The sequence below is a fragment of the Streptomyces sp. NPDC018947 genome, from assembly GCF_044390505.1.
GTDB lineage: Bacteria > Actinomycetota > Actinomycetes > Streptomycetales > Streptomycetaceae > Streptomyces.
In genome coordinates this window covers 299,877-323,257 of the sequence record NZ_JBIRZD010000005.1, presented here as the reverse complement: position 1 = coordinate 323,257, position 23,381 = coordinate 299,877, and the positions used below count along the sequence as shown (strand labels likewise).

At 72.9% G+C, this 23,381-nt stretch carries 19 protein-coding genes; 11 read left to right on the top strand and 8 right to left on the bottom strand.

Going from position 1 to position 23,381, the window contains the following annotated elements:
• Nucleotides 1-24: 24 nt before the first annotated feature.
• From ACH499_RS13245 to ACH499_RS13235, 3 genes are all read right to left on the bottom strand, one after another.
• Nucleotides 25-813: a 2,3-dihydro-2,3-dihydroxybenzoate dehydrogenase gene (locus tag ACH499_RS13245; protein WP_399015521.1), complete on the bottom strand. Its 789-nt coding sequence runs from the start codon at nt 811-813 to the stop codon at nt 25-27.
• A gap of 67 nt (nt 814-880) precedes the next feature.
• A complete protein-coding gene (locus ACH499_RS13240; RefSeq protein ID WP_356203388.1) occupies nt 881-2,053 on the bottom strand; it encodes a 3-deoxy-7-phosphoheptulonate synthase in 1,173 nt (390 codons plus the stop codon).
• A 155-nt stretch (nt 2,054-2,208) separates the two neighbouring features.
• Nucleotides 2,209-3,780 carry a carboxylesterase/lipase family protein gene (locus ACH499_RS13235; protein ID WP_399015477.1) on the bottom strand — a complete coding sequence of 524 codons (1,572 nt, stop codon included), beginning with the start codon at nt 3,778-3,780 and terminating at the stop codon, nt 2,209-2,211.
• A 262-nt stretch (nt 3,781-4,042) separates the two neighbouring features.
• Here ACH499_RS13235 and ACH499_RS13230 point away from each other — a divergent pair, with 262 nt between their 5' ends.
• From ACH499_RS13230 to ACH499_RS13215, 4 genes are all read left to right on the top strand, one after another.
• Nucleotides 4,043-4,990 carry an arylamine N-acetyltransferase gene (locus tag ACH499_RS13230; protein WP_356203392.1) on the top strand — a complete coding sequence of 316 codons (948 nt, stop codon included), beginning with the start codon at nt 4,043-4,045 and terminating at the stop codon, nt 4,988-4,990.
• A gap of 90 nt (nt 4,991-5,080) precedes the next feature.
• Nucleotides 5,081-6,661, top strand: coding sequence for a class I adenylate-forming enzyme family protein (locus ACH499_RS13225; RefSeq protein ID WP_356203394.1), 1,581 nt, complete (start codon nt 5,081-5,083; stop codon nt 6,659-6,661).
• Complete coding sequence (locus ACH499_RS13220) at nt 6,658-8,229, top strand: FAD-dependent monooxygenase (RefSeq protein WP_399015475.1); 1,572 nt, start codon at nt 6,658-6,660, stop codon at nt 8,227-8,229. Before ACH499_RS13225 ends, ACH499_RS13220 begins: the two co-directional genes overlap by 4 nt.
• Before the next feature lie 36 nt (nt 8,230-8,265).
• Nucleotides 8,266-8,865, top strand: coding sequence for a flavodoxin family protein (locus tag ACH499_RS13215; RefSeq protein ID WP_356203398.1), 600 nt, complete (start codon nt 8,266-8,268; stop codon nt 8,863-8,865).
• Nucleotides 8,866-9,112: 247 nt separating this feature from the next.
• On the opposite strand, the gene ACH499_RS13210 is transcribed toward ACH499_RS13215, so the two are convergent.
• From ACH499_RS13210 to ACH499_RS13200, 3 genes are all read right to left on the bottom strand, one after another.
• Nucleotides 9,113-9,658 carry an SRPBCC family protein gene (locus tag ACH499_RS13210; protein WP_356203399.1) on the bottom strand — a complete coding sequence of 182 codons (546 nt, stop codon included), beginning with the start codon at nt 9,656-9,658 and terminating at the stop codon, nt 9,113-9,115.
• A gap of 64 nt (nt 9,659-9,722) precedes the next feature.
• Nucleotides 9,723-10,907 (bottom strand): FAD-dependent monooxygenase, encoded by a 1,185-nt coding sequence (locus tag ACH499_RS13205; RefSeq protein ID WP_356203400.1) that lies wholly within the window; start codon nt 10,905-10,907, stop codon nt 9,723-9,725.
• Nucleotides 10,908-10,916: 9 nt separating this feature from the next.
• Nucleotides 10,917-11,921: an NADPH:quinone reductase gene (locus ACH499_RS13200; RefSeq protein ID WP_356203402.1), complete on the bottom strand. Its 1,005-nt coding sequence runs from the start codon at nt 11,919-11,921 to the stop codon at nt 10,917-10,919.
• Between the two features lie 198 nt (nt 11,922-12,119).
• Between ACH499_RS13200 and ACH499_RS13195 the strand changes: the two genes are divergently transcribed.
• The 4 genes from ACH499_RS13195 (at nt 12,120) to ACH499_RS13180 (ending at nt 17,681) form a co-directional block, all read left to right on the top strand.
• Nucleotides 12,120-14,105 carry an FAD/NAD(P)-binding protein gene (locus ACH499_RS13195; protein WP_399015471.1) on the top strand — a complete coding sequence of 662 codons (1,986 nt, stop codon included), beginning with the start codon at nt 12,120-12,122 and terminating at the stop codon, nt 14,103-14,105.
• Nucleotides 14,102-15,544 carry an adenylosuccinate lyase family protein gene (locus ACH499_RS13190; protein WP_399015469.1) on the top strand — a complete coding sequence of 481 codons (1,443 nt, stop codon included), beginning with the start codon at nt 14,102-14,104 and terminating at the stop codon, nt 15,542-15,544. Before ACH499_RS13195 ends, ACH499_RS13190 begins: the two co-directional genes overlap by 4 nt.
• A 256-nt stretch (nt 15,545-15,800) precedes the next feature.
• On the top strand, nt 15,801-16,481 hold the full coding sequence (locus ACH499_RS13185; RefSeq protein ID WP_399015467.1) for a hemerythrin domain-containing protein: 681 nt from the start codon (nt 15,801-15,803) through the stop codon (nt 16,479-16,481).
• A 66-nt stretch (nt 16,482-16,547) separates the two neighbouring features.
• Nucleotides 16,548-17,681 carry an FAD-dependent monooxygenase gene (locus tag ACH499_RS13180; protein ID WP_399015465.1) on the top strand — a complete coding sequence of 378 codons (1,134 nt, stop codon included), beginning with the start codon at nt 16,548-16,550 and terminating at the stop codon, nt 17,679-17,681.
• Between the two features lie 77 nt (nt 17,682-17,758).
• Here the strand turns inward: ACH499_RS13180 and ACH499_RS13175 are convergent, their stop codons facing one another.
• Nucleotides 17,759-19,432, bottom strand: coding sequence for a multicopper oxidase domain-containing protein (locus ACH499_RS13175; RefSeq protein WP_356203411.1), 1,674 nt, complete (start codon nt 19,430-19,432; stop codon nt 17,759-17,761).
• Complete coding sequence (locus ACH499_RS13170; RefSeq protein WP_356203413.1) at nt 19,429-19,794, bottom strand: hypothetical protein; 366 nt, start codon at nt 19,792-19,794, stop codon at nt 19,429-19,431. The genes ACH499_RS13175 and ACH499_RS13170 overlap by 4 nt, the downstream gene beginning before the upstream one ends.
• Before the next feature lie 589 nt (nt 19,795-20,383).
• Between ACH499_RS13170 and ACH499_RS13165 the strand changes: the two genes are divergently transcribed.
• The 3 genes from ACH499_RS13165 (at nt 20,384) to ACH499_RS13155 (ending at nt 23,362) form a co-directional block, all read left to right on the top strand.
• Nucleotides 20,384-21,346, top strand: a complete 963-nt coding sequence (locus ACH499_RS13165; protein ID WP_356203414.1) for a ketoacyl-ACP synthase III — start codon at nt 20,384-20,386, stop codon at nt 21,344-21,346.
• 208 nt (nt 21,347-21,554) lie between these two features.
• A complete protein-coding gene (locus tag ACH499_RS13160) occupies nt 21,555-22,313 on the top strand; it encodes an SDR family NAD(P)-dependent oxidoreductase (protein ID WP_399015462.1) in 759 nt (252 codons plus the stop codon).
• Between the two features lie 23 nt (nt 22,314-22,336).
• Complete coding sequence (locus tag ACH499_RS13155) at nt 22,337-23,362, top strand: LLM class F420-dependent oxidoreductase (RefSeq protein ID WP_399015460.1); 1,026 nt, start codon at nt 22,337-22,339, stop codon at nt 23,360-23,362.
• The last annotated feature ends 19 nt before the right edge of the window (nt 23,363-23,381 follow it).

Genomic DNA, 23,381 nt, shown 5'->3' with positions numbered 1-23,381 from the left:
TCTGTCTCGGGTTCGGTGGGCGCTTCACGAGCCGAGCGCCGCGCCGCCGTCGACCGTCAGGGCGTGCAGGGTGATGTGGGACGCCTGGTCCGACAGCAGGAAGGCGACCGCTTCGGCGATGTCCGAGGGGGTGGCGAGCTTGCCGAGCGGGATGCCCAGCCGGAAGTCCTCGGGGCTGCCCTCGATCGTCCGCCGCGGGCCCGACGGGTCCGTCCACATCGAGCTGAGCATGGGCGTGTCGGTGGAGCCGGGTGCCACCACGTTGCACCGGATGCCGTGCCGGGCGACCTCCAGGCCGAGGCTCTTGGTGAACATCGTGGCCGCGGCCTTGGAGGCGGCGTAGGCGGCCATCCCGGCGCGCGGGACGGCGGCCGCGTTGGAGGAGACGGTGACGATCGCGCCCCGGTTGCGGGGCACCATCCGCCGTACCACCGCCTGGGACATCAGGAAGACGCCCTGGGCGTTGACCGAGAAGGTGGTGGCCCAGTCCTCGGCGCGGTAGTCCCGCACGCCGCCGAGACGCAGCACGCCGGCCGCGTTGACCAGGAAGTCCAGCGGGCCGAGCCTGCGTTCGGCCTCGGCGACGACGGCCTCCGTCTGCGCGGCGCTGGACACCTCGGCGGGCAGCGCGACGACGTGCAGTCCGTCGGCGGTCAGCTTCTCCGCCAGCTCACGCAGCTCCGTGGCGCGTACGTCGACGGCGGCGACGTGCATGCCGCGCTCGGCCAGTGTCCTGACCACCGCGGCTCCGATGCCGCCGGCGGCTCCGGTGACGAGGGCGACCCGGGTCGTCCCGTCCGGCTCCGACGTCATCGGTTTCTGGATGACCTGTGTGTCCAATGGGGCCAACCTCCTTGCGTAACGAGACCTGTCCGGGACGTCAGCCCCGCCAGGCGCTGATCAGGGAAACGGCCTGCTGGGGATTGAGCCGGGGGTCGCAGAAGCTCGTGTACTTGTCGCCGACGTGGTCGTTCTCGGCGGGGCCGGCGACGCACTCGGTGACCAGGTCGGGGGTCGTCTCCAGGTGGAGTCCTCCCGGGACGCCGCCGCCCGAGCGGACGGCGCACTGGAAGCCGCTGACCTCGCGGTGCAGCGTCTCGGTGTAGCGGGTCTTGAGGCCTTCGGCGGTGGTGACCGTGTTGCCGTGCATCGGGTCGCACAGCCAGATCACGGGGTGGCCGGCCGCGCGCACCGCTTCCACCAGGGGCGGCAGCCGGTCCGCGACGGCGTCGGCGCCCATCCGGGAGATGAACGTGAGCCGCCCCTTCTCCCGTGCGGGGTCGAGCCGTTCGCACAGCCGCAGCAGCTCGTCGGCGGTCATCCGGGGGCCGACCTTGAGCGCCACGGGGTTCATCACCTCGGCGAGCAGGGCGACGTGGGCGCCGTCCGGCTGGTTGGTGCGCTCGCCGATCCACGGCCAGTGCGTGGAGGCCAGCAGCAGCCGGCCCTTCTCGTCGCGGCGCAGCAGGGGGAGTTCGTAGTCGAGCACCAGGGCCTCGTGGCTGGTCCACACGCGGGGGCCGATGACGTGCCCGTCCTCGGAGTCGGGCCAGCCGAGGTGGTGCATGGCCAGTCCGGCGGCGGCGTAGCAGTCGAGCATCCGGCCCGGGTCGGGACGCCTGCTGTCCGGGTCGGGGTCGGGGCTGTTCACCAGGTGCCCGCGGAAGACGGGCAGTTCGACGTCGCCGATCCGCTCGACCGGCTTGGAGCGGGGCTTGGCGAACTGGCCGGCGATGCGTCCGACCCGGACCACCGGCTTGTGGGTGGCCATCCGCATCGCCCCGGCCAGCAGGTCCAGCAGCCCGGCCTTGCGGGCCACATAGCCGCCGGTGCACTCCTCGGGGTCCTCCGCGCAGTCACCGGCCTGCACGACCTGTGCCTCGTCGTCGGCGACGCGGCGCAGCAGGGAGCGCAGGCCGTCCACGTCCTCGGCCCTGACCAGCGCGGGGCGCAGGCGCAACTCCTCCTGCACGCGCCGGACCGCCTCCGCGTCCTGCCACTGCGGTTGCTGCTGGCCGGGCCAGGAGCGGAGGGTGAGCTCGATGTCATCCACTGGTTTCTCCTGAGACGAAGGGGGACGGACCCTCGGCGGATCTTCGGCGAACCGTCGGCGACTGTTCTCGTGCGGCTCATCGGCGGCTCTGGCGGACTTCGGTGACTGGTGCGGCGGTCTCGTCGGCGGCTCTTCGGCGGCGTTCGGGCGCCTTCTCACGGAACGGGGAGGCAGCCGGCCTCGTCCCAGAAGCGGAGCTGCTGCCGCTTGGGCGTGAGCGCGACCGAGGCCACCGTCTCGCCCCCGAGGACCAGCGTGGTGGGCCGGTCGGGCGCGAAGACGGGCCAGTCGGGAACGTCCTCGCTGCGCGGCCGGCCCTCGCGGACGAACGTCGAGACCAGCTCGGCGAAGTTCCGTGAGATCCGCCGCTCCAGCGGGCCGTCGCCGAACTGCTCGGCGTGCAGGGGCAGGCGGTGCGAGCCGAAGAGGAACTTCGACGTCGCGTCGTGCGGGGTGCCGAAGTGCGGCGCCCGGGTCGGGTGCGCGAACTCCATGACGTACTGAGGGGTGGTGCCGGTACGGGCGTGGCGCTCCGCGAGCCGCACGATGCGGTGGCGGAACAGCCCGTCGCCCCACACCTCGGTCCACAGGTCGCGCAGCTCCTCGTCGCGTCCCGTCGGGGCCGCCGTGCCGCGGTAGGCGTCCACGCAGGCGTCCACCAGCCCGTCGTCGACCCGGGGCGTCATCTTGCGCAGCACGCCGCGGACGGCCTCCCGCAGTTCGGCGTGGTCGGTCGGGGCGGGCGGCGCGGGCGGGAACGAGGGAGAGAGGGGGTCGGTGAAGAAGGAGCCCTCGGTGCGGTTGTAGATGGTCATGAGGGGTACGTCGGGGGTCGGCAGGTCGTGCGGGTACGCGGTGACCAGCCGTCCGTCGAGCACCGGGCCCCGGTACTCCCGGCCGCTGCCGACCTCGCGGGCTCCGGGGCTGCCGGAGAAGAACCGCGTCCACTCCTCGTGCAGCAGCGGTGCCGGTACCTCGCGCAGCCCCTTCGGGTCGGTGCCGAGACGGTGCGCGATGGTCTCGTAGGCGGTGCGGGAGTCGTCCGGGGTGAGGGCGAAGGCCGGCTGCCAGGGATGGGCGGCGCTGATCGACACCAGGCGCCTGACGGTGCCCTTCAGCTCGGGCATCAGCGCGAGCTGCCAGGCGGTGGCGCCGCCGGCGGAGGTGCCGCACAGGGTGATGTCGTCGGGGTCACCGCCGAACGCGGCGGCGTTCTCCCGCACCCAGCGCAGCAGCGCGACCTGGTCCTGCAGGCCCCAGTTGGCCGCCAGACCGGTCACGGGGTCGGTGTACGCCTCGTGCAGGCCCCAGCCGAACATCCCGAGCCGGTAGTTGAAGTTGACGACGACGATGCCGCCGGCCGCCGCGAGCCGTGCCCCGTCGAAGGTGGGCACGCTGCCCGCGCCGACCTGCCAGCCGCCGCCGTGGATGTAGACCAGCACGGAGCGGCGGCCCGCCGGGTCGGGCGTCCACACGTTGGCGTACAGCGCGTCCTCGCTGCTGTGCGCGGGCGCGGCCTGGACGAACGGCGGTGAGAAACGGGTGGCGTCGCGCACGCCGTGCCACGGCGCGGGCGGCCGGGGCGAGGCGAACCGCAGCTCACCGGTGGGCGGTTCGGCGTACGGGACTCCGCGGAAGGCGACGATCTCGCCCTCCCGGGCCCCGGCGATCCGCCCCGCCGTGGTGTGGACGATGGTCGTGGCACCCGACGAAACAGTCGTGGTCATGGCTCGGGCACTCCCTGGTGGCTCGGGCACTCCTGGAGTGGGTGGCAGATTCGGACCGGCCGGGTTCCAGCCAGCACCCGCTGATCCTGCGACGCCCCGCGACGGGCCTCCAAAGAACGCGGGCGCACTCCGTCAGGTGAGGCTGAATCCATCAGGTTCCGGGCCGGCGGGGGCCGGAAGAACTGGACGAGAAGGGGACGAACCGCACCGCTCACGGGCCACTTGACGGAGTGCTAAAAGGCGCATTGACGCCCCCTGCGCAGTGCATGAGGATCCGGGAAACCTTCCTGTTTCCACATGGCCCGAGGGGAGCGCCGTGGGATCCGTGAAAAATGATGTGCGGCCCGATATCCAGCCTGTCTCCAAAGGCCTTTCAGGTACCTGGGAAACGGAGGACCTGGATCTCGGCGCCTATCTGCGGCGCATCGGTTACGACGGCCCTCTCGACAGCACGTCCGGCACTCTGCGCGCCCTTCAGCGCGCGCACGTGGACGCCATCGCGTTCGAGAACGTGGACGTCGTGCTCCGGCGCGGTGTGTCGCTGGAGACGGCGGACCTCCAGCGCAAGCTCGTCGACGCCGGACGGGGCGGCTACTGCTTCGAGCACAACCTGCTCTTCGCCGCCGCGCTGGAACGCCTCGGCTTCCCGGTGACCCGGTTCCTGGCACGGGTGCGGCGCGGCAGCGGGCGGATCCGCTACCGGGCCCACGCCGTGCTCGTCGTGGAGGCGGACGGCCGGCGCTGGCTGGCCGACGCGGGCTTCGGCGACGAAGGGCTCCTCGCGCCCGTTCCGCTGGCGGCGGGGTCCGGGGTCGAGGCCGGTGCGTGGCGCTGGCGGGTGGCGGCCGAGGACGACCAGTGGGTGCTCCAGTCCCTGCACGAGGACGGGTGGTTCGACCTGTACTCGTTCCGGGAGGAGCGGCACTTCCCCGCGGATTTCGAGGTGTCCAACTACTACACGGCGCACAGCGAGCGTTCCACATTCACCGGCCCGCTGATCGCCATGCGGGGCACGGAGGACGCGCGGCATCTGCTGCGCGGCCGGGAATTGACCACCTCTTTCCCGTCCGGCCGCTCGGAGCGCGCGGAACTCACCGGCGAAGAGGCGATGAGCGCCCTGCGCGACCTGTTCAGAATCCGTTTGACCGCTGAAGAGGAATCGTTGCTTCTGCGTCACGAAACCGCCATGCCGCCCGCAGGAAACCGCTGAATCCGCGTGGAACACGGCTGAGGAACCGCACAGAACTCAGCAGAACACAGAAGACCTGGAATTGCTTTCCCGCCCGCCCGAGGAGGCCACGTGCCGCTCCACATTCCGGCCAGTAGGAACGCTCTCTACCTGGGCCTGGTGCCCGAGGAGGCCGCCGCCCGGCACCCCTACTCGCCCATCACACTCGATCACGACCTGGACGTCGCGCCGGAGATCGGCCGCCATCTGACGGTGGCCGAACTGGCCGACCTGGTCGACGACATGGCCGGCCGGCTGTGGGCGGCCGGCATCCGGCCCCGCGACCACGTGGCCCTGTACAAGGCGCACAACTTCGACATCTACGTGCTGGCCTGCGCCGCGGCGCGGATCGGGGCCACCCCCGCGCTGCTGTCCCCGGCGCTGGACGGCGCTACGGTCGCCGCGCTGCTCGCCCGCCTGGACCGACCGCACCTGATCACCGACGAGGGCAAGCTCGCCGGCGAGCTGGCCGAGATCCCGCTGGCGGAGACGACCAGCACCGTCGTCTGCGCCGACGGTTCCGGCGGGTCCGACGCGGTGAGCCTGGGCAAGCTGGCCGGCAGCCCGCGCCGCAGGCCGGTGAAGCCGTCCCCGGACACCCCGGCCCTGATGACCCACACCTCCGGTACGACCGGCGTCCCCAAGCTGGTGGTGCACACCGCGCGTTCGCTGCGCGGCAGGCTGCGCCCGCAGGAGAAGCTGGCCGGCCTGATCCGGGAGCGGGAGACCTACGCGGTCCACATCTCCTTCGTCCACTCCCGGATGTTCATGGCGCTCGCCGTCGTCCTGCCCAAGGGGATGCCCGCCGTCATCGTCGACGACGGACGCCCCGAGCGGGTCGCCGAGCTGTTCGCGAAGGTCCGGCCGGGCTTCGTGGAGACCCACCCCAACTCCTTCATGGAGTGGGAGGAACTGGTCGACCACCCGCTGCGGCCGCTGTCCAACGTCAAGTACTTCAGCGGGACGTTCGACGCCATCCACCCGCCCACCATGCACCGGCTGCTGTCGGCCTCCAAGCGCCGCAACGCGCTGTTCTTCCAGTTCTACGGGCAGAGCGAGTGCGGCCCCCTGGTGTGCCGCTGGTACAGCCGCAAGAACGCCCACAAGGCCAACGGCCGCTGCCTCGGCTACCCCATCCCCGGCATGACGCACGTGCGGATCGTGCCGCGCGACGGGCACCGGCCGTCGAAGAAGACGCCCGGCTTCATCGAGGTCCAGACCGACGGCCGCGCGGTCGACTACTACGCCGAGGAGGAGCGCTACAGCAAGGAGCTCAACGGCAAGTGGTGGCGGACCGGCGACGTCGGCTACCGCACCCGGCTGGGCTGCGTGCACCTGCTGGACCGGGCCGTCGACGTCATCCCGGACATCGACTCCACCCTGGAGGTCGAGGACACCGTCCTCGGCCGCCTCACCGAGCTGTCGGAACTGGTCGTCGTGCCCGGCCCGCGGCAGGAGGCCCTGCCCGTGGTGTGCACCAAGGGCAACGAGCCGCTGGACATGCAGCGCTGGCGCCGCGCGGTCGCCGACTTCCCGCAGCTCGCGGACCCCGTCCAGATGCCGCTGTCCGAGCTGCCGCGCACCGCCACCATGAAGGTGCAGCGCATCAAGCTCGCCCAGCAGCTCGCCGAGCGCCTGGAGCACTCGGCATGAGCACCGACACCGATGTGCTGATCGTCGGTGCGGGTCCCACCGGGCTGTTCGCCGCCTGCGAGCTGATCCGGCGCGGGGTCCGTGTCCGGCTGGTGGACCGAGCCGATGGCCCCTCCACGGTGCCCAAGGCGCTGGCGCTGTGGCCGCGCGCCCTCGACCTCCTGGAGGACCTGGGCGTACGGGACGAGCTGCGGGACGCGGCGGTGCCGGTGGCCGGCTTCAGCTATTTCTCCGACGGCAGGCCGCTGGCCACGTTCACCGTGCCGGACCGGCTGCGCCCGCTGCACCTGCCGCAGTACGAGACCGAGCGGCTGCTCACCGAGCGGCTGCACGAGCTCGGCGGGAAGATCGAGCGGGGCGTGCGGCTGCTGACCTTCGACGACGTCGACTTCGGCGGCCGGATCGACTCCTCGGACGGCGTGACGGCGGTCCTGGAGCACGGCGACGCCGGGGTGGAGCGGGTCCGGGCCTCCTTCGTGATCGGCGCCGACGGGGCGTCGGGCAGTACGCGCGGCGCGCTCGGCATCGGCTTCCAGGGCAGCACGTACGAGCTGCGGTTCGCCCTGATCGACGCCCGTGTCGAGGGCACCCTGCCGCCCGACCAACTGCTGTACTACCAGGCGCCCACGGGCACCCTGATGATCGCCCCGCTGCCCGACGGCGTGTTCCGCATCCTCGCGGTCATGCCGCCGGGCGACCAGCGGGTGGACGTCGCGATGATGCAGCGGCTGCTCGACGAGCGGGGTCCGGGCGGCGTACGGATCACCGAGCCGGTGTGGCAGACCCTCTACCGGGTGCACGCCCGGCAGGCCACCGAGTACCAGCGGGGACGGGTCTTCCTCGCCGGTGACGCCGCGCACGTGCACAGCCCGGCCGGCGGACAGGGCATGAACAACGGCCTCCAGGACGCCCTCAACCTGGCCTGGAAGCTGGCCGCGGTGGTGCACGGCGAGTCCCCGGTGTCGGTGCTGGAGAGCTACACGCCCGAGCGGGCGGAGGCCACCACCCGCATCGTGGCCGACACCGACCGGCAGACCCGGGCGTGGATGGCGGACAGCAGGGCCCGGATCACCCTGCGGGACGCGGCCTTCCGGCTGGCCGCGTTCTCCGGGGTGGTGCCCCGGTACGTGTTCCCGGTGATGGCCGGGCGCCGGGTGACGTACACGCCCACGCGGCCCACGCAGACGCCGGCCCGGCCCGGCCCCTGCCGGATGGCCCGCCGGCGGCCCGCGCGGCTGCGGGTCGGCATGGTCTTCCCGCGCGAGGTGGCGGTGGCGTACGGCTTCGCCGGGCCGAAGGCCGACCCGGCGGCCTGGACCGTGGTGGTCCGGGCGGGCGGGACGCACGGCGATCTGCCGGAGCGGATCGCACGGGTCACCGCCCGCTGGCCGCGGCTGCGCCACGTCCGGCTGCACCCCGGGGACGCCGAGGCGGCCACCGGGTGCGCCGCGCCGGGCTTCCACCTCGTGCGGCCGGACGGGCACATCGCCGCGCACGGCCACGCCGAGGACCTGCCCCACCTCACCGCGGAGCTGGCGCGGTTCCTCCACCCGGCCGGCACCCAGTAGACGAACCGGCCCGTGCACGAATCGAGGGAGCAGACCATGGCAGGACCGTCAGCAGGGCCGTCGCCCACCGTGGCGATCGCCTATCACTCGGGCAACGGTCACACGGCCGTACTCGCCCGGGCCGTACGCGAGGGCGCCTTCGACGCGGGAGCCGTCGTCGCGGAGATCCGGGTGGACACGATCGACGAGGAGCAGTGGCGGACACTGGACGGCGCGGACGCCATCGTCTTCGGCGCGCCCACCTACATGGGCACCGCCTCCGCCGCCTTCCACACCTTCGCGCAGGCCACCTCCGGCCGCTGGGCCGAGCAGGCCTGGGCGGACAAGGTCGCCGCCGGGTTCACCGTCTCCGGCGCCAAGAGCGGGGACAAGCTGCACACCCTCCAGTACTTCGGGGTGCTCGCGGCCCAGCACGGCATGCACTGGGTCAACCTCGGCCTGCTGCCGGGCTGGAACTCCTCCGCGGGCTCGGAGCACGACCTCAACCGCCTCGGCTTCTCGCTGGGCGCGGCCGGCCAGGCCGACGTGGACCTGGGGCCGGAGGCCGTCACCAAGGCCGACGTGGAGACGGCGCGGCACCTGGGAGCGCGGGTGGCACGGGCGACACGGAGGTTCGCGGGGACACCGGCCGGCTGACCGGCCGGCGCGGCGAGACGGAGCGGGAGGCGGTCCGGCGGACCGCCTCCCGCTCCGTCGTGCGTCCGGTTCCCTGCGGGGCCGCGCCCGGCGGTCCCCGTGCCGTGCGCCCCTCCGGGGGCGGCCCGCGGGGGTGGCGAGGGGGACCGAGGACGGGCGGTGGGGCGCGTCGCCCCGGACACGGGCCGGCCCGCCCCTCGTGCGAGGGGCGGGCCGGGATGGTGCCCGTCGTCGGGCGGCGAGGGCGTCAGCCCTTCTCCGCCACGACCTTGATGCGCTCCACCGTGTTGCGCACGTCCTCGGCGAGCTTGGCGTTCCAGTCGCGGACGAAGCGCTCACGTCCGGCCTCGTCCAGGTTGGCGAAGATCTTCGCCAGCCCCTCGGTGAGTTCGCCGAGCCAGTAGTGGTGCACCAGGCGGCTGCCCTCGCCGTCCGGCTGCATCTCGAAGGACCACACGCTCTCCTGGCGGCGGCGCTCGCTGTCGAGCACCGTCCAGCGGAACACGCGGCCCGGCTCGGCCTCCACCACCTCCGACTCGGTGGCCCAGTCCCCGCGGATCACGGGGGCCCAGGCCACGACGTCGACGGGCCGGTTGTTCTCACCGCGGAAGATCGCGCCCACCGTGCCCGGGCGGCCTTCCACCCACCGGCCGCCGGTGCACTCCGGGCTCCACTCGCCGCTGCGCTCCAGGGCGCTGACGAGGTTGTAGACCTGCTCCGGGGAGGCGGCGATCTCGATCTCGGCACGTGCCTTGAACGTCGTCTTGCCGCTGGTCCCGATGAAGTTGTTCATGGCCGGCATCACTTCCGATCTGCGAGGTCGTTGAGGAAAGGCGTGGTGTGCGGGGGCGCCGACGTCACACGCGGGTGAAGTCCCGCGCGCCGTGCAGCCAGTCGGCGATCCGGTGAAGGTCCTCGGCGGACAGGGCGGACAGCCGCTCGTTGCGCTCCTTCGCGGCGACGTCGGCCGGGTGGTAGACCTGGCTGCCCATCTCCCGGGCGACGAGCTGCGCCTTGGCGGTGCGCCCGCGCCGGGCGGCGTTGTAGATCGCGAGCCGGTCGGGGAGGCGCTCCGGCGGGCAGTCCAGCAGGTCGCCGAGGACCACCGCGTCCTCCAGGGCCATGCAGGCGCCCTGCGCGGCGTACTGGAGCATCGGGTGGGCGGCGTCGCCCAGCAGGGCCACCCGGCCGTCCACCCAGCGGTCGGCCGGATCGCGGTCGCACAGCACCCAGGACTTCCAGTCCTCGCCGAGCGCCAGCAGCCGGCCGGCGGTGTGGCCGAGGCCGGTGAACTCGCCGAGCACGTGCGCGCGCGGGACCGGGAGGCCGGCCACCGGTACGGTCGCCCCGTCGTCGCGGGTGGCGGCCAGGTTCAGGAACCGGCCGCCGCTGATCGGGTAGTGCACGAAGTGCCACTTCGGTCCGGCCCACAGGGTCACGGTATTGGACCGCAGCGCCTCGGGGACCTTCTCCATGGGGATGACGGACCGGTAGATCGTGTGGCCGGACACCCTCGGCTCGCCGTCCCCGAGCATCTGGGCGCGGACGACGGAACGGATGCCGTCCGCGCCGATCAGGGCGTCGGCGGTCAGGCGCTCCCCCGTGTCCAGCACGGCGACGGCCCGCTCGCCCTCGTGCCCGTACGACACCAGCGTGCTCCGGGTCCGCAGCTCGACGCGGTCGGCGCGCTCCCGGCAGGCGTCCAGCAGCGGCTGGTACAGGTCGGTCCGGTGGACCACGACGTACGGGTTGCCGAACCGCTCGCGGTAGCCGCCGGTCAGCGGCATCGCGTTGACGAGCTCGTCGGTGGTGCCGTCCATCAGCCGCAACTGGTCGATGAACACGGCCCGTTCGCGGACGCCGTCACCGACTCCCAGCCGGTCCAGTGCGGCGAAGGCGTTCGGGGCGAGCTGGATGCCGGCGCCCAGTTCGGTGAAGTCGGACCGCCGTTCCAGCACGGTGACCCGGTGTGCCCGGTCGGCGAGGGCGATGGCGGCCGCCAGGCCTCCGATGCCGCCGCCCGCTACGAGGATGTGTGCCATGGCGCAAACTCACCGGTCCTTCCGGTCCGTCCGGTCCAGGTCGGGGCGCAGGACGAGGCGCTTGCCGCGCAGCTCGCCCTTCTCCATGCGGCGGTGGGCGTCCGCCGCCGAGCTGAGAGGGATGCGTTCGACGGTGCGGGGACGGAGCCGGCCGCTGCCGAGGAGGCGGTTGATGCCCACCGCCGCGTCGGCCAGCTCCGCGGTGGTGGCGTGGGAGATGACGAAGCCGAGGATCGCGGCGTCCTTCATGTAGAAGGGCCCGACCGGCAGCACCGGGCGGGCGCCCACGCCGGCCAGCAGCACGATCCTGGCGCGCGGGGCGATCAGATCGACCGCCGCGGTCAGGTCGTTGGTGCCGTAGGTGTCGATCCACACGTCGATGCCCCGCGGGCAGGCCTGCCGCAGCCGCTCCGCCACGTCGGGGTCGGTGTAGGGGAAGACCTCGTGCGCCCCCAGCGAACGGCAGTACTCGGCGTCCCGGGCGGAGGCCGTGGCCACCACGCGGGCGCCGGCCTCCACGGCCGTCACCACGGCCGCGCTGCCGACGTTCCCGGCCGCGCCGGCCACGAAGACCGTCTCGCCGGGGCGCACCTTCGCATGGGTGTGCAGCGCGAGGTGCGCGGTGCCCCCGGGGTGGAGCACGCCGACCGCGGTCTCCGGGTCCACCCCGCCGGGCAGGTGGTAGAGGCGGTCGGCGGGTACGACGGCCAGTTCGGCGGCGGCGCCCTGCCGTCCGCCGTGGCCCAGGCTGTTGCACCACACGCGGTCGCCCACCTCGAAGCCGACCGCGCCCGGCCCGGCCTCGGTCACGGTGCCGACCAGGTCACGGCCGATCACCAGAGGGAACGAGACCGGGGTCCGGAAGACCCCTGACCGTACGAACGTGTCCACCGGGTTCACCGTGGTCGCCGTCACTTCGACGAGAACGTCGGTCGGGCCGGGTCGCGGAGGGGCCAGTTCGCCGTAGCGGATCTCGTCGGGCGAACCTAGCTGCTCGATGTAGGCGGCGCGCATGACCGACAGCCTGGCACCGGGTGCGCGCCGCGTCGGAAATTCCGCGCCGTATATGTCAGGTCCCCCGGAAAGGCGGTGCCGACCTGACGGATACCGGGTCGGACTTGACGGACCCGGAAGCCGGACGTTGACCGGATTCAGCCGCGTCCTGCGAAGATCCCGCAGACGGTATCGGCGATCCCGCTGGGGAGTATCCAGATGAGCGGTATTCAAAGGGAGTTCTGCATTGTCGGAGCCGGCCCTCGGGGATTGTCGGTTCTCGAGCGGCTGTGCGCGAACGAACGGAATTCGGAGCCGGGTTCCCCGGTGGTCGTGCACGTCGTCGACCCGTTCCCCCCGGGCTCGGGGCGGGTGTGGCGCCCGGACCAGTCCCGCCACCTGCTGATGAACACCGTCGCCTCGCAGGTGACCGTGTTCACCGACAGCAGCGTGTCGATCGACGGTCCGGTGGAGACCGGGCCGAGCCTGTACGACTGGGCGCGGGAACTGGCCGTCCTCGGTGGGCTGAACGCGGGCGAGTACGACGAGGGGACGCTGGCCGAGGCCGCCCGGCTGGGCCCCGACGACTATCCGAGCCGGGCCCTGTACGGCGAGTACCTGGGCGCCTGCTTCCGCCGGATCGCCGCCCGCGCCCCGGAGCACGTGAGCATCCGGGTGCACCGTTCGCGCGCCGTCGCCATGTCGGACACGCACGGCGTCCCGGGCGGGCCGCAGGGCCTCCGCCTGGAGGACGGCACCCGGCTGAACGAACTCGACGGCGTCGCGCTGGCCATGGGCCACCTGCCCGCCCGGCTCACCCCGAGGCAGGAGCGGACGGCGGCGCTGGCCCGCATCCACTATCTGACGTACATCACCCCGTCCAACCCCGCCGACGTGGACCTGGACGCGGTCGCGCCCGGGGAGCCGGTGCTGCTGCGCGGTCTGGGCCTGAACTTCTTCGACTACATGGCGCTGTTCACGGCCGGCCGCGGCGGCAGGTTCGTCCGCGAGGGCGAGCGCCTCGTCTACCGCCCCTCGGGACGCGAGCCCAAGCTGTACGCCAGCTCCCGGCGCGGTGTGCCGTACCACGCCCGCGGCGAGAACCAGAAGGGCGCCTTCGGCCGCCACCTGCCGCGTCTGCTCACCACGGACTACATCGAGGAGCTGCGGGCCCGTGCCGCCGGCGGCGAGCGCGTGCGCTTCTCCACGGACCTGTGGCCGGTGATCTGCCGGGAGGTGGAGAGCGTCTACTACGGCACGCTGCTCCAGGCGCGCGGCCGCGAACGCGACGGGCAGGCCCTCGCCGACGCCTACATCGCGCTGCCGCCGGGTGAGGACCCGACGGCGCTGCTCGACGAATTCGGTGTCGACGCGGCCGACCGGTGGGACTGGGAACGTCTGGCGAACCCGTGCCGGAACCAGGAATTCAGGGACCGGTCGGAATTCCGCGCATGGCTGCTCGGCTATCTCGCCGAGGACGTCGCCGCGGGACGGGCGGGAAATGTCGACGGACCGCTCAAAGCCGCCCTCGACGTGCTGCGGGATCTGCGGAACGAAATACGTCTCGTCGTCGACCACGGCGGCCTGGAGGGCAATTCGCACCGGGACGAACTCGAGGGCTGGTACACACCGCTCAACGGGTTCCTCTCGATCGGCCCGCCGGTCTCCCGCATCGAGGAGATGATCGCGCTCGTCGAGGCGGGCGTGCTGGAGCTGACCGGCCCCGGCACGGAGATCCGCTTCGACACCGCCGCGCCCTCCTTCGTCGCCGAGTCGCGCGAGGTACCGGGACCGGCCGTCCGCTCCCGGGTCCTGATCGAGGCCCGCCTCCCGGAACCCGACCTGCGCCGCACCGACGATCCGCTGCTGCGCCATCTGCTGGCCACCGAGCAGGCGGGCCCGTACCGGGTGCCGGGTGACTGCGGAACGCTGTACGAGACCGGCGGACTCGCCGTCGGCGAGCGGCCGTACCACCTGCTCGACGCCCGTGGCCGGGCCCACCCGCGCCGCTTCGCCTTCGGTGTCCCGACCGAGTCGGTGCACTGGGTCACCGCCGCCGGCATCCGCCCCGGCGTGGACTCGGTGATCCTCGGCGACGCGGACGCCATCGCGCGGGCGCTGCTCGGTCTGCCCCCGGTGACGCGGGTGCCCTCGCAGGTCCGCCGGGCCGCCGCCGACACGGATCTGACCGGGGTGATCGTGTGACCGCCGGTTCCGGCGGCGCGGCCCTGGTCGACGCCGGGCTGCTCTCCCCCGTCCGGGCCGGGACCCCCGTGGAGGCGGCGGTCTGCGACACGGCGTGGCTGCAGGCCATGCTGGACGCCGAGGCGGCGCTGGCACGGGCGCAGGCGCGGCTGGGCGTGGTGCCGAAGGAGGCGGCGCGGGCCGTCACCGCGGCCGCGCGGGCCGAGCGGCTGGACCTGCGGGGGCTGGCCGTCGCCTCGCGGGAGACCGCCAATCCGGTGGTCGGGCTGGTGCGGGCGCTCACCGAGGCCGTGGCCCGCGACGACCCGGCCGCCGCCGAGTACGTCCACCGCGGTTCCACGAGCCAGGACATCCTCGACACCGGCGCGATGCTGGTGGCCGCCCGTGCGCTGCGCCTGGTGCGGGCCGATCTGGGCCGGTCCGCCACGGCACTGGCCGCGCTGGCCCGCGAGCACCGGGACACGCCGATGGCCGGCCGGACGCTGGCGCTGCAGGCCGTGCCGACCACCTTCGGGCTGAAGGCGGCCGGCTGGCGCAAGCTGCTCCTGGACGCCGACCGGCGGCTGGAGCGGGTGCTCACCGAGGGCCTGCCGGTCTCCCTGGGCGGAGCGGCCGGAACCCTGTCGGGATACCTGGAGTACGCGCGGATCGACGGCTTCCTCGGCGCCCAGGGCGGCGGCGCGGAACCCGCCGGCGCCGGAGCCGACGCCGGGCGGTACGCCGACGCCCTCGTCCGGGCGTTCGCCGACGAGACGGGGCTCGTCCCCTCCGCGCTCCCCTGGCACGCGCTGCGCACTCCCCTCGCCGACCTTGCGGGTGCGCTGGCGTTCACCGCGGGGGCCCTCGGCAAGATCGCCGTGGACGTGCAGTCCCTGACCCGTACGGAGGTCGGCGAGGTCACCGAGCCCGCCGCCGAGGGGCGCGGCAGTTCCTCGGCGATGCCGCACAAGCGCAACCCGGTGCTCGCCACGCTGATCCGCAGCGCGGCGCTCCAGGTGCCGGTCATGGCCGCCGGCCTGACGCAGTGCCTGATCGCCGAGGACGAGCGGTCGGGCGGGGCGTGGCACGCCGAGTGGCAGCTCCTGCGGGAGTGCCTGCGGCTCACCGGAGGTGCCGCGCACACCGCGGTGGAGCTGACGACGGGGCTCGTCGTGCGGCCGGAGCGGATGCGGGAGAACCTCGGGCTGCTGGGCGGTCTGCTGGTCTCCGAGCGCCTCTCGGCCGCGCTCGCCCCGGTGGTGGGCAAGGCGGTGGCCCGGCGGATGACGAGTGAGGCCACGGCGCGCGCCGCCGAGTCCGGACTGCCGCTGCACGCGGTGCTGGCCGCAGATCCGCGGCTGGCGGGCGCGGTCGACGAGAAGGAGCTGGCCGGGCTGTGCGACCCCGCCGACTACACGGGCGCGGCGGGCGCGTTGGTGGACCGCGCGGTGGATCCCTGACCTCGCCCTCCTTCCCCTCTCCTCCCCCCTCTGTCCGCCCCGTGCACTCCCCCCGCACCCCGGCACGCCCCAGCGTGCCGGGGTGCTGCGTCCGATTCCCCCGGGTCCGCCGGTTTTTCCCCGGAGGCGGAGTGGAGTGGCGGGAATAGAACCTTTATTACCGAGAAGCTTCGTTAGTAAGATACTTGGACACTGAGCAGGACCGGCCCTGCGCGTCGACCGCCGCGCGACCGGACCACCCGTCGAAGGAGCCCTCATGACGTCCCAGAGCCCCGACCACACCCGCGGTGCAGCCATGCGGGAGCGCGAACTCATCCCCGGCGAGATCGACTTCTCCCTGATGTACTTCGCCCACGACGCCTTCGCCCGCGACCTCCGGCGGATGGCGGCGGCCGCCGCGGCCGGACGCGGCACCGACCCCACCGTCCGCAACGGCTGGGAGACCTTCAAGCGGCAGCTCCACATCCACCACGTGGCGGAGGACGAGTCGATCTGGCCCCAGCTCAGGGAGAAGGTCACCGACCCTCGGGACGTGGCCGTCCTGGACATGATGGAGGCCGAGCACGGCCGCATCGACCCGCTGCTCGCCCAGGTCGACGCCTGCCTCACCGCCGGCTCGGCCGACGGGCTGGCCGCGGCCGCCCAGGAGGCCGCCGACGCCCTGATCGCGCACATGGAGCACGAGGAGGATCTGGCGCTCCCCCTCGCGCAGACCCATCTCGGCAGCGCGGGCTGGAACAAGTACGTGAAGTACCTCCAGAAGACGCAGGGCCTCAGCGGCGCCGCCGAGTTCCTGCCCTGGGCACTGGACGGCGCCTCCCCGGCCACCCGCGCCGAGGTGCTCGGCAAGCTGCCCGCGCCGGTGCGGCTGCTGTCCAGGCTGGTCTTCGAGCCGCGCTACGCCAAGACCCCCCGCTGGAGCGGCGTCGCCGCCTGAGGACCCGGGGCCCCTCCGCCGCGGGCGGACGTTTCGGCAGTCTTCCTTCACTAGCCAGGATGAGATGTGGCGCAGCAATGGAACACCACCGTCCCGAAGGCCGACGTCATCGTCGCGGACGGGGGAATCAACGGACTCACCGCCGCCCTCGCCATCGCCCAGCAGCGGCACCGGGTCCTCGTACTGGAGCAGGAGGACTCCTTCGGGGAGCTGGAGACGGGAATCCGCCTCTCCGCGCAGACCCTGCGCGCGCTCGACCGGCTGGACGTGGGCGACGCGGTGCGCGAACACGCCGTCGACATCAGGACGTTGCGTCTCCTGTGCGGCACCACCGGCATGCCGCTGGCCGTGGTGCCCGGCGACGGGCGCGGCAGCCCCAGCCCGAGCTGCCCCTCGACCGTCGTGCGCCGCACGGAGCTGTTCGGCGTCCTGCTGGCGGCCTGTCGCGGCAACCCGGACATCGAACTGCGCGCCGGATCGGCGGTCGTCGGCTACGAGCAGACCGCCGACCGGGTGACCGCCGTGCTGGAGAACGGCGAACGGCACAGCGGCAACGCCCTGGTGGGGGCCGGCGGCTCCTGTTCGCCCGTGCACCGCCAGGTGACCGGCGCCGTGCTGCGCCCCTCGCGCAACACCTTCTACCACTCGGTGGTGCCGGGCGAGCGGCTGCCTGCGGCGCTGCGCTCGCCCGTGCTGACGGTGTGGGCGAGACCCAGTTGGCAGCTCATGCAGTGCCCCACCGGCCACGGCCGTTTCGAGATCGCCGCGCACTGTCTGAGCGCGTCGGAGCGGATCGTCGAGGGTGTCCCCGTCGACAGCGGCCGGGTGATGCGCGACTTCCCCAACGCGGCAGAGCCGGTACGGGAGTTGCTGCGGCTCGGTGACGACTGGCGGATGTGGATACCGTGCGGGAGCGCTCCCGTCGACCGCTGGGCGGACCACCGGGTGGTCCTCACCGCCGACACCGACCGTCCCACCCTGCCCTTCGCCGCGCAGCACGCCGCCCATCAGGCCCTGGAGGACGCGGTGCACCTCGGCGACCTCATGGACTGCGACGCGGCGGACTTCCCCGGCACCTTCCGGACCTACGCCGAGCACCGGCGCCGGGCGGCCGCCCGGGCCCGGAGCTGGGCCGCGTACGCCGTGTTCGCGGACGGCCGGGGCCGCGGGCTGCCCGACCTCTACGGAATGCGGGGGTGACGTCCCCGGCGCCCACAGCCGGCCCGGCCGTCTCCCGCTCCCTGGGCAGGAGACGGCCCCACCGCGCACGGGCGCGCTCAGACGATGTCGAAGTTGGCCATCATGGCCATGTCCTCGTGCTCCAGGTTGTGGCAGTGCATCATGTACCGCCCCTTGTAGCCGCGGAAGCGGGCCAGCACCTCCACGACCTCGTACGGCCGCACGTCCACCGTGTCCTTCCACCCCGCGTCCGAGGCCGAGGGCGCCTTGCCGCTGCGGGAGAGCACCTTGAAGTGCGCCAGGTGCAGATGCACCGGGTGGTGGAAGTCGCTGGTGAACCGCCACACCTCCACGGTGTCCAGGCGGGGTGAGGCCCAGACGCCGTCGGTGCTGAACGGGCGCCCGTTGACCGTCCACATGGAGTGGCCGCCCTCGGTGGTCATGCGGAAGTCGAAGGACCGCTCCCGCACCGACTGCCGGCGGCTCACCCGGTCGAGGGTCACCAGACGGTCGGGGACGCGGCTGTCGTCCCGCCGCCGCCCCTTCACCCGGAACCGCATGACCTTGCCCATGTCACCGTCGCCCAGCGTGTTGACCAGCGTCAGCACACTGCCGTCGGGATACCGCGAGAAGTCGACGACCACGTCGAAGCGCTCGGCCGGCGCCATGGTGAGCGTCTCGTGGGTCACCGGCCGGTCCAGCAGCCCGCAGTCGCTGCCGACCTGGACGAGCGGGACCCGCTTGCCGCCCCTCTCGTCCTCCAGCGCGAGCCGGTAGCGGCGCGCGTTGGCGGCGTTGAGCAGCCGCAGCCGGTAGCGGGCGCCGGTCACCTCGAACTCGGGCCAGGGCGCGCCGTTCACGAGCTGCACGTCGCCGAGGACGCCGGAGTGGTAGGCGTCCTCGACTCCCGCCTTCTCGGTGAGCGTCGGGTCCAGGGAGGGGTACGCGAAGGAGCCGTCCTCCTCGAAGGAGCGGTCGCAGAGCATCAGGGGGACGTCCCGCTCGCCCTCGGGCAGCCCCAGGGCCTCCTCCTCGTCGTCGCGAACCAGGAAGAAGCCGGCGAGGCCGCGCCAGACCTGGGGCGCGCTGAAGTCCATGCGGTGGTCGTGGTACCAGAGCGTGGCGGCAGGCTGGTCCAGCGGGTACTCGTACTCTCGCTCCCCCTGGCTGAACTTCCAGCCCTCGGGGGCGGCCCCGGCCGGCCGGGAGCCGCCCGAGTGGTGTCCGTGGCCGGAGCCGTGGGACATCGACTTCGTCCAGTCGCGGCGGCCCGCCGGGCCCTCGGGCAGCAGCAGGTCGGTGGGGTAGCCGTCGGAGTCGGGTGGTGTGACGCCGCCGTGCAGGTGGGTCGAGGTGGGCACCGGCAGCCGGTTGCGCAGCCGCACCACCGTGCGCCGGTCGCGGCGGCCGACGAGGGTGCGGCCGGGGAAGAGTCCGTCGTAGCCCCACACGGTGGTCTTCAGACCGGGCAGGATCTCCAACCGGGCTTCCCGCTGCTCCAGTTCATAGGTCTCCACCCCGTTCGCACGGCTGACCGGCGTGGCGACCGGCGGTACGGGCAACGGCACCTCGAAGGGCCGGGGCAGCCGGGCGGTGCTGGTGAGCTGCTCGCCCGTGGTCTCGCCGGACAGGCGCAGCCGGCTCGCGGCGGTGACGCCGAGGGCCGTGACCACCCCGCCGGCCCCGGCGTAGGTGAGCAGGCGGCGGCGGGACATGCGGGGGCGGCGGGTGCCTTCCGGGCCGGGATTCGCCGTCGTGCGTTCGGTGCTCACCGTGCCACCTCCGCCACCGGCGCGGCGGGCACCGGGCGCAGGGTGAACGCCCAGCAGAGCATGGCCGTCTTGACGCCCACCAGGGCGGTGCCGAGCAGGATGTGCCAGGCGATGATCCGCTGGTCGCCCATCACCTGCTGGGCGCCGACCATCACGATCATCACCAGACCGGCCGCCATGGGCCACCTCAGCGAGCGGTTCCCGCGCCAGAGCAGCACGGCGTTGACGGTCTGGGCCAGGGTCATGAGGATGACCAGCCCCGCGTTCATGCCGTGCAGGTCCAGCATGCCGACGTCGCCCGTGACGAACAGACCGGCGAACGCCGCCTGGAGCAGCGTGCAGAACAGGGCGAGGACCGCCACCGTGCGGATCGAGCCGACGAGGCGCCGCCCGGGGCCGCGGGGTCTGTCGCGGGACGGTTCCCCGGCCGGCGGTGGGGTGGGGGCAGGCCGGGCGTCCGCATCCGTTACCGAGCGTTTCACCTGGTCTGTCAACTCCTTCTCTCGGCTTGCCATGCCAGTCTCGACCGGTGGCGCGGGCGGCCGGCACTGTCGCCGCCAGTCAACGTTCGCGGTCTTCGGCGGACAACTTCCGCGGCATTCTCTGTCAGGTCCGGATCGACTTTCGGACGGCATGGCTGATAGAGGACGGTCGCGGACCGCCCTCGCGGGTTTTTCCCGGCCCTTCGCGCCGCCGAATAATGTGTCAACTCGGCGGAGGCGTTTTTCGCTCAGGTACGCGGGGCCTCCATTAGACGGCCTGCGCCGGGCCGCGTACACGCCGTTCGGCGTTCTCTGTCAGGTCCGCCCCAATCGCTCGCGGAACTTGACGGATCCATCTTCCGTCCATTGACCGGTTCCTGTGCCGGGCTGCCAAGCTCGCCGTGCATCGAGAGCGCCGTCGAATACGGCACCAAGAGCCCTGCACCCATTTCAAGGAAGGCGGGCTGAAGTGACAGCCAGCGGCATCGGTACCTCGTTGGGAATTGTCGGCCTGGGCGCCTATCTGCCCGGCCCCGCGGTGTCCAACGAATCCGTGGGAAAAGCCACGGGCGCGGAAATCGAATGGATTCGTGATCGCATCGGCATCGAGGCGCGCCACCACGCGGCGCCCGGTGAGTCGACGTCCGATCTCGCGGAGCAAGCCGCCCGGAAGGCGCTGCGCGACGCACCCGTCGAACCCGACCTGGTCGTGCTGGCCACCGTCACCTCCGACCGTTCGGTGCCGGCGACCGCCTGCTACGTCCAGGACCGGCTGGGCCTGCCGGGGGCGCCCGCCCTCGACGTGAACGCCGCCTGCTCCGGTTTCGTGTACGCCCTCACCACCGCCGCCGGCATGGTGCACTCGGGCGTGGCCCGCCATCCGCTGGTGATCGGCGCGGACGTCTTCACGCGCTGTGTCGATCCGACCGACCGGCGCACCGCGCCGCTGTTCGGCGACGGCGCCGGCGCCATCCAGCTCGCGCCGGTGCCCGACGGCTACGGCATCCTCTCCACCGAACTGTGGGCCGACGGCTCCAAGGCGCACTACGCGACGATTCCGCACACCGGCGGCTGGTTCGAGATGGACGGTCGCGGGGTGACCGGCACGGTGCTGGAAATGGGACCCAAGATTCTCAGTTCCGCCCTGGACAAGGCGGGCGTCCGGCTGAGCGAGCTGAATCGTCTTGTCGTTCACCAGGCGAATCCGCGACTGGTGCGGAAGGTCGGCGACTTCGTCGGTCTGGAAAAGCACGTCGTACCCGACTACGGCAGGATCACGGGAAACATAGCCGCCGCTTCCATTCCCGTGACCCTGAGCCTCGCGCACCAGGAAAGGCCGTTCCGGGACGGCGATGTCATCGCCCTGCTCGCGGTCGGTGCCGGAATGACGGCGGGTGCCGTCGTCCTGCGCTGGCACGAGCCGTCCGTCTGACCACTGCGGCACGGTTCCCCCGCTTTCCCGCCCGGCTGCGGAACGGGCGGGAGAGCGGGGGAAGGACCGCCGTCGTCGTGCGGGACCCGGTGCGGCACCGGCGGCCGCTGCCCCGCTGCACAGTCATCCAGCAATTCACCAGTCATGGTCCGACGGCGCCGTCCGAGGCGGGAGCCGGCCGGCGCATCCGGAGAAAAGGAGTGGGCCCATGCGGCTCGACGGCACGGTGGCGGTGGTCACGGGAGGGACGACGGGACTCGGTCTCGCCACGGCCCGGCGGCTGATCGCGCAGGGGGCGAAGGCCGTCCTGGTCGGCCGTACGGAGGCGGCCGGCAAGGCCGCGGCCGAGGAACTCGGGCCCGACGCCGCGTTCGTGGCCGCCGACGTCCGGCTGGAGGACGACGTCGCCCGGGCGATGGACGTCGCCGAGGAGATGGGCCCGCTGCGCACCCTGGTGTGCTGCGCGGGCGGCGCCCACAGCAAGCGCATGATGGGCCGCCGTCCGATGCGGCTGGACGAGTTCACCACGGTCGTGGAGACCAACCTGATCGGCACCTTCAACGCCGTGCGCCAGGCCGTGCCGCGCATCGTGGCGCAGCCCCTGCTGGGCGAGGAGCGCGGCGTCGTGGTCACCACCTCCTCCATCGCCGCCTGGGACGGGCAGGCCGGCCAGAGCGCCTACGCCGCCTCCAAGGCCGCCATCGTGGGCATGACGCTGCCCCTGGCCCGGGAGCTGGCCGAGCACGCCGTGCGCGTGGTGACCGTCGCCCCCGGCCTGTTCGAGACCAGCCTCCTCGAGACGGTGCCGCCGCCCGTCCGCGACCAGCTGCGCCGGCAGATCCCGCATCCCCGGCGCATGGGCGACCCGGACGAGTTCGCCTCGTTCGTCGCCCATGTCATCGACAACCCCATGCTCAACGGCGAGACCGTCCGCCTGGACGCCGCCCTGCGCATGCCGGTGCTCTGAGCCGCTCCGAGGAGAGACGACCGATGGAACTCGCCACCACCCTCCCCTACGCCGAGGACCCCCGTAAGGCCGTGGAGGAGATCGTGCGACTGGAGCGGGCCGGACTGGACACCGTCTGGGTCGCCGAGGCGTACGGCTACGACTCGCCCACCACGATGGGGTACCTCGCGGCCCGCACGGAGCGGGTGCGGATCGGCTCGTACATCCTCAACGTCTTCTCGCGCACCCCCGCGCTGATCGCCCAGACGGCCGCCGGTCTCGACGCCGTCTCCGGCGGCCGGGCCGTGCTCGGGCTCGGCGCGTCCGGCCCCCAGGTGATCGAGGGCTGGCACGGTCGGCGCTACGACAAGCCGCTCGGCCGCACCCGGGAGACCGTCGAGCTGTGCCGGCGGATCTGGCGGCGCGAGGTGATCGAGCACCACGGCATCCTCGACATGCCGCTGCCGGCGGAGAAGGGCGGCAGGCTCGGCAAGCCGCTGAAGTTCCTCAACCACCCCGTCCGCGAGGAGATCCCGGTCCACCTCGCGGCGCTCGGCCCGGCCAACGTCCGGATGGCCGCGGAGATCGCCGACGGCTGGCTGCCCCACCTGTTCGTGCCCGAGAAGGCCCGCGGGATCTGGGGTGCCTCCCTGGACGAGGGACTGGCCGCCCGGTCCCCCGAGCGGGGACCGCTGCAGATCGCGGCGGGCTCCCTGCTCGCCGTCGGCGAGGACGCCGCGGCCGTCCGCGACCAGGTCCGTCCGATGATCGCCCTCTACGTCGGCGGCATGGGGGCCAAGGGCAAGAACTTCTACAACGACCTGGCCCGCGCCTACGGTTACGAAGAGGCCGCCGAGCGGATCCAGGACCTCTACCTGGCCGGCAAGAAGCGGGAGGCGGAGGCCGCCGTCCCCGACGAGTTCGCCGAGCTGGTCTCCCTGTGCGGTCCCGAGTCCTACGTCCGCGAGCGCATCGAGGCGTTCCGCGAGGCCGGCGTGACCCAGCTCAACGTCCGTCTGGCCGGCCCCGATCCCGTCCGGCTCGCCGAGCGGGTGAGGGAGTGGCTGTGAGCCACGGCCGGTGACAGGT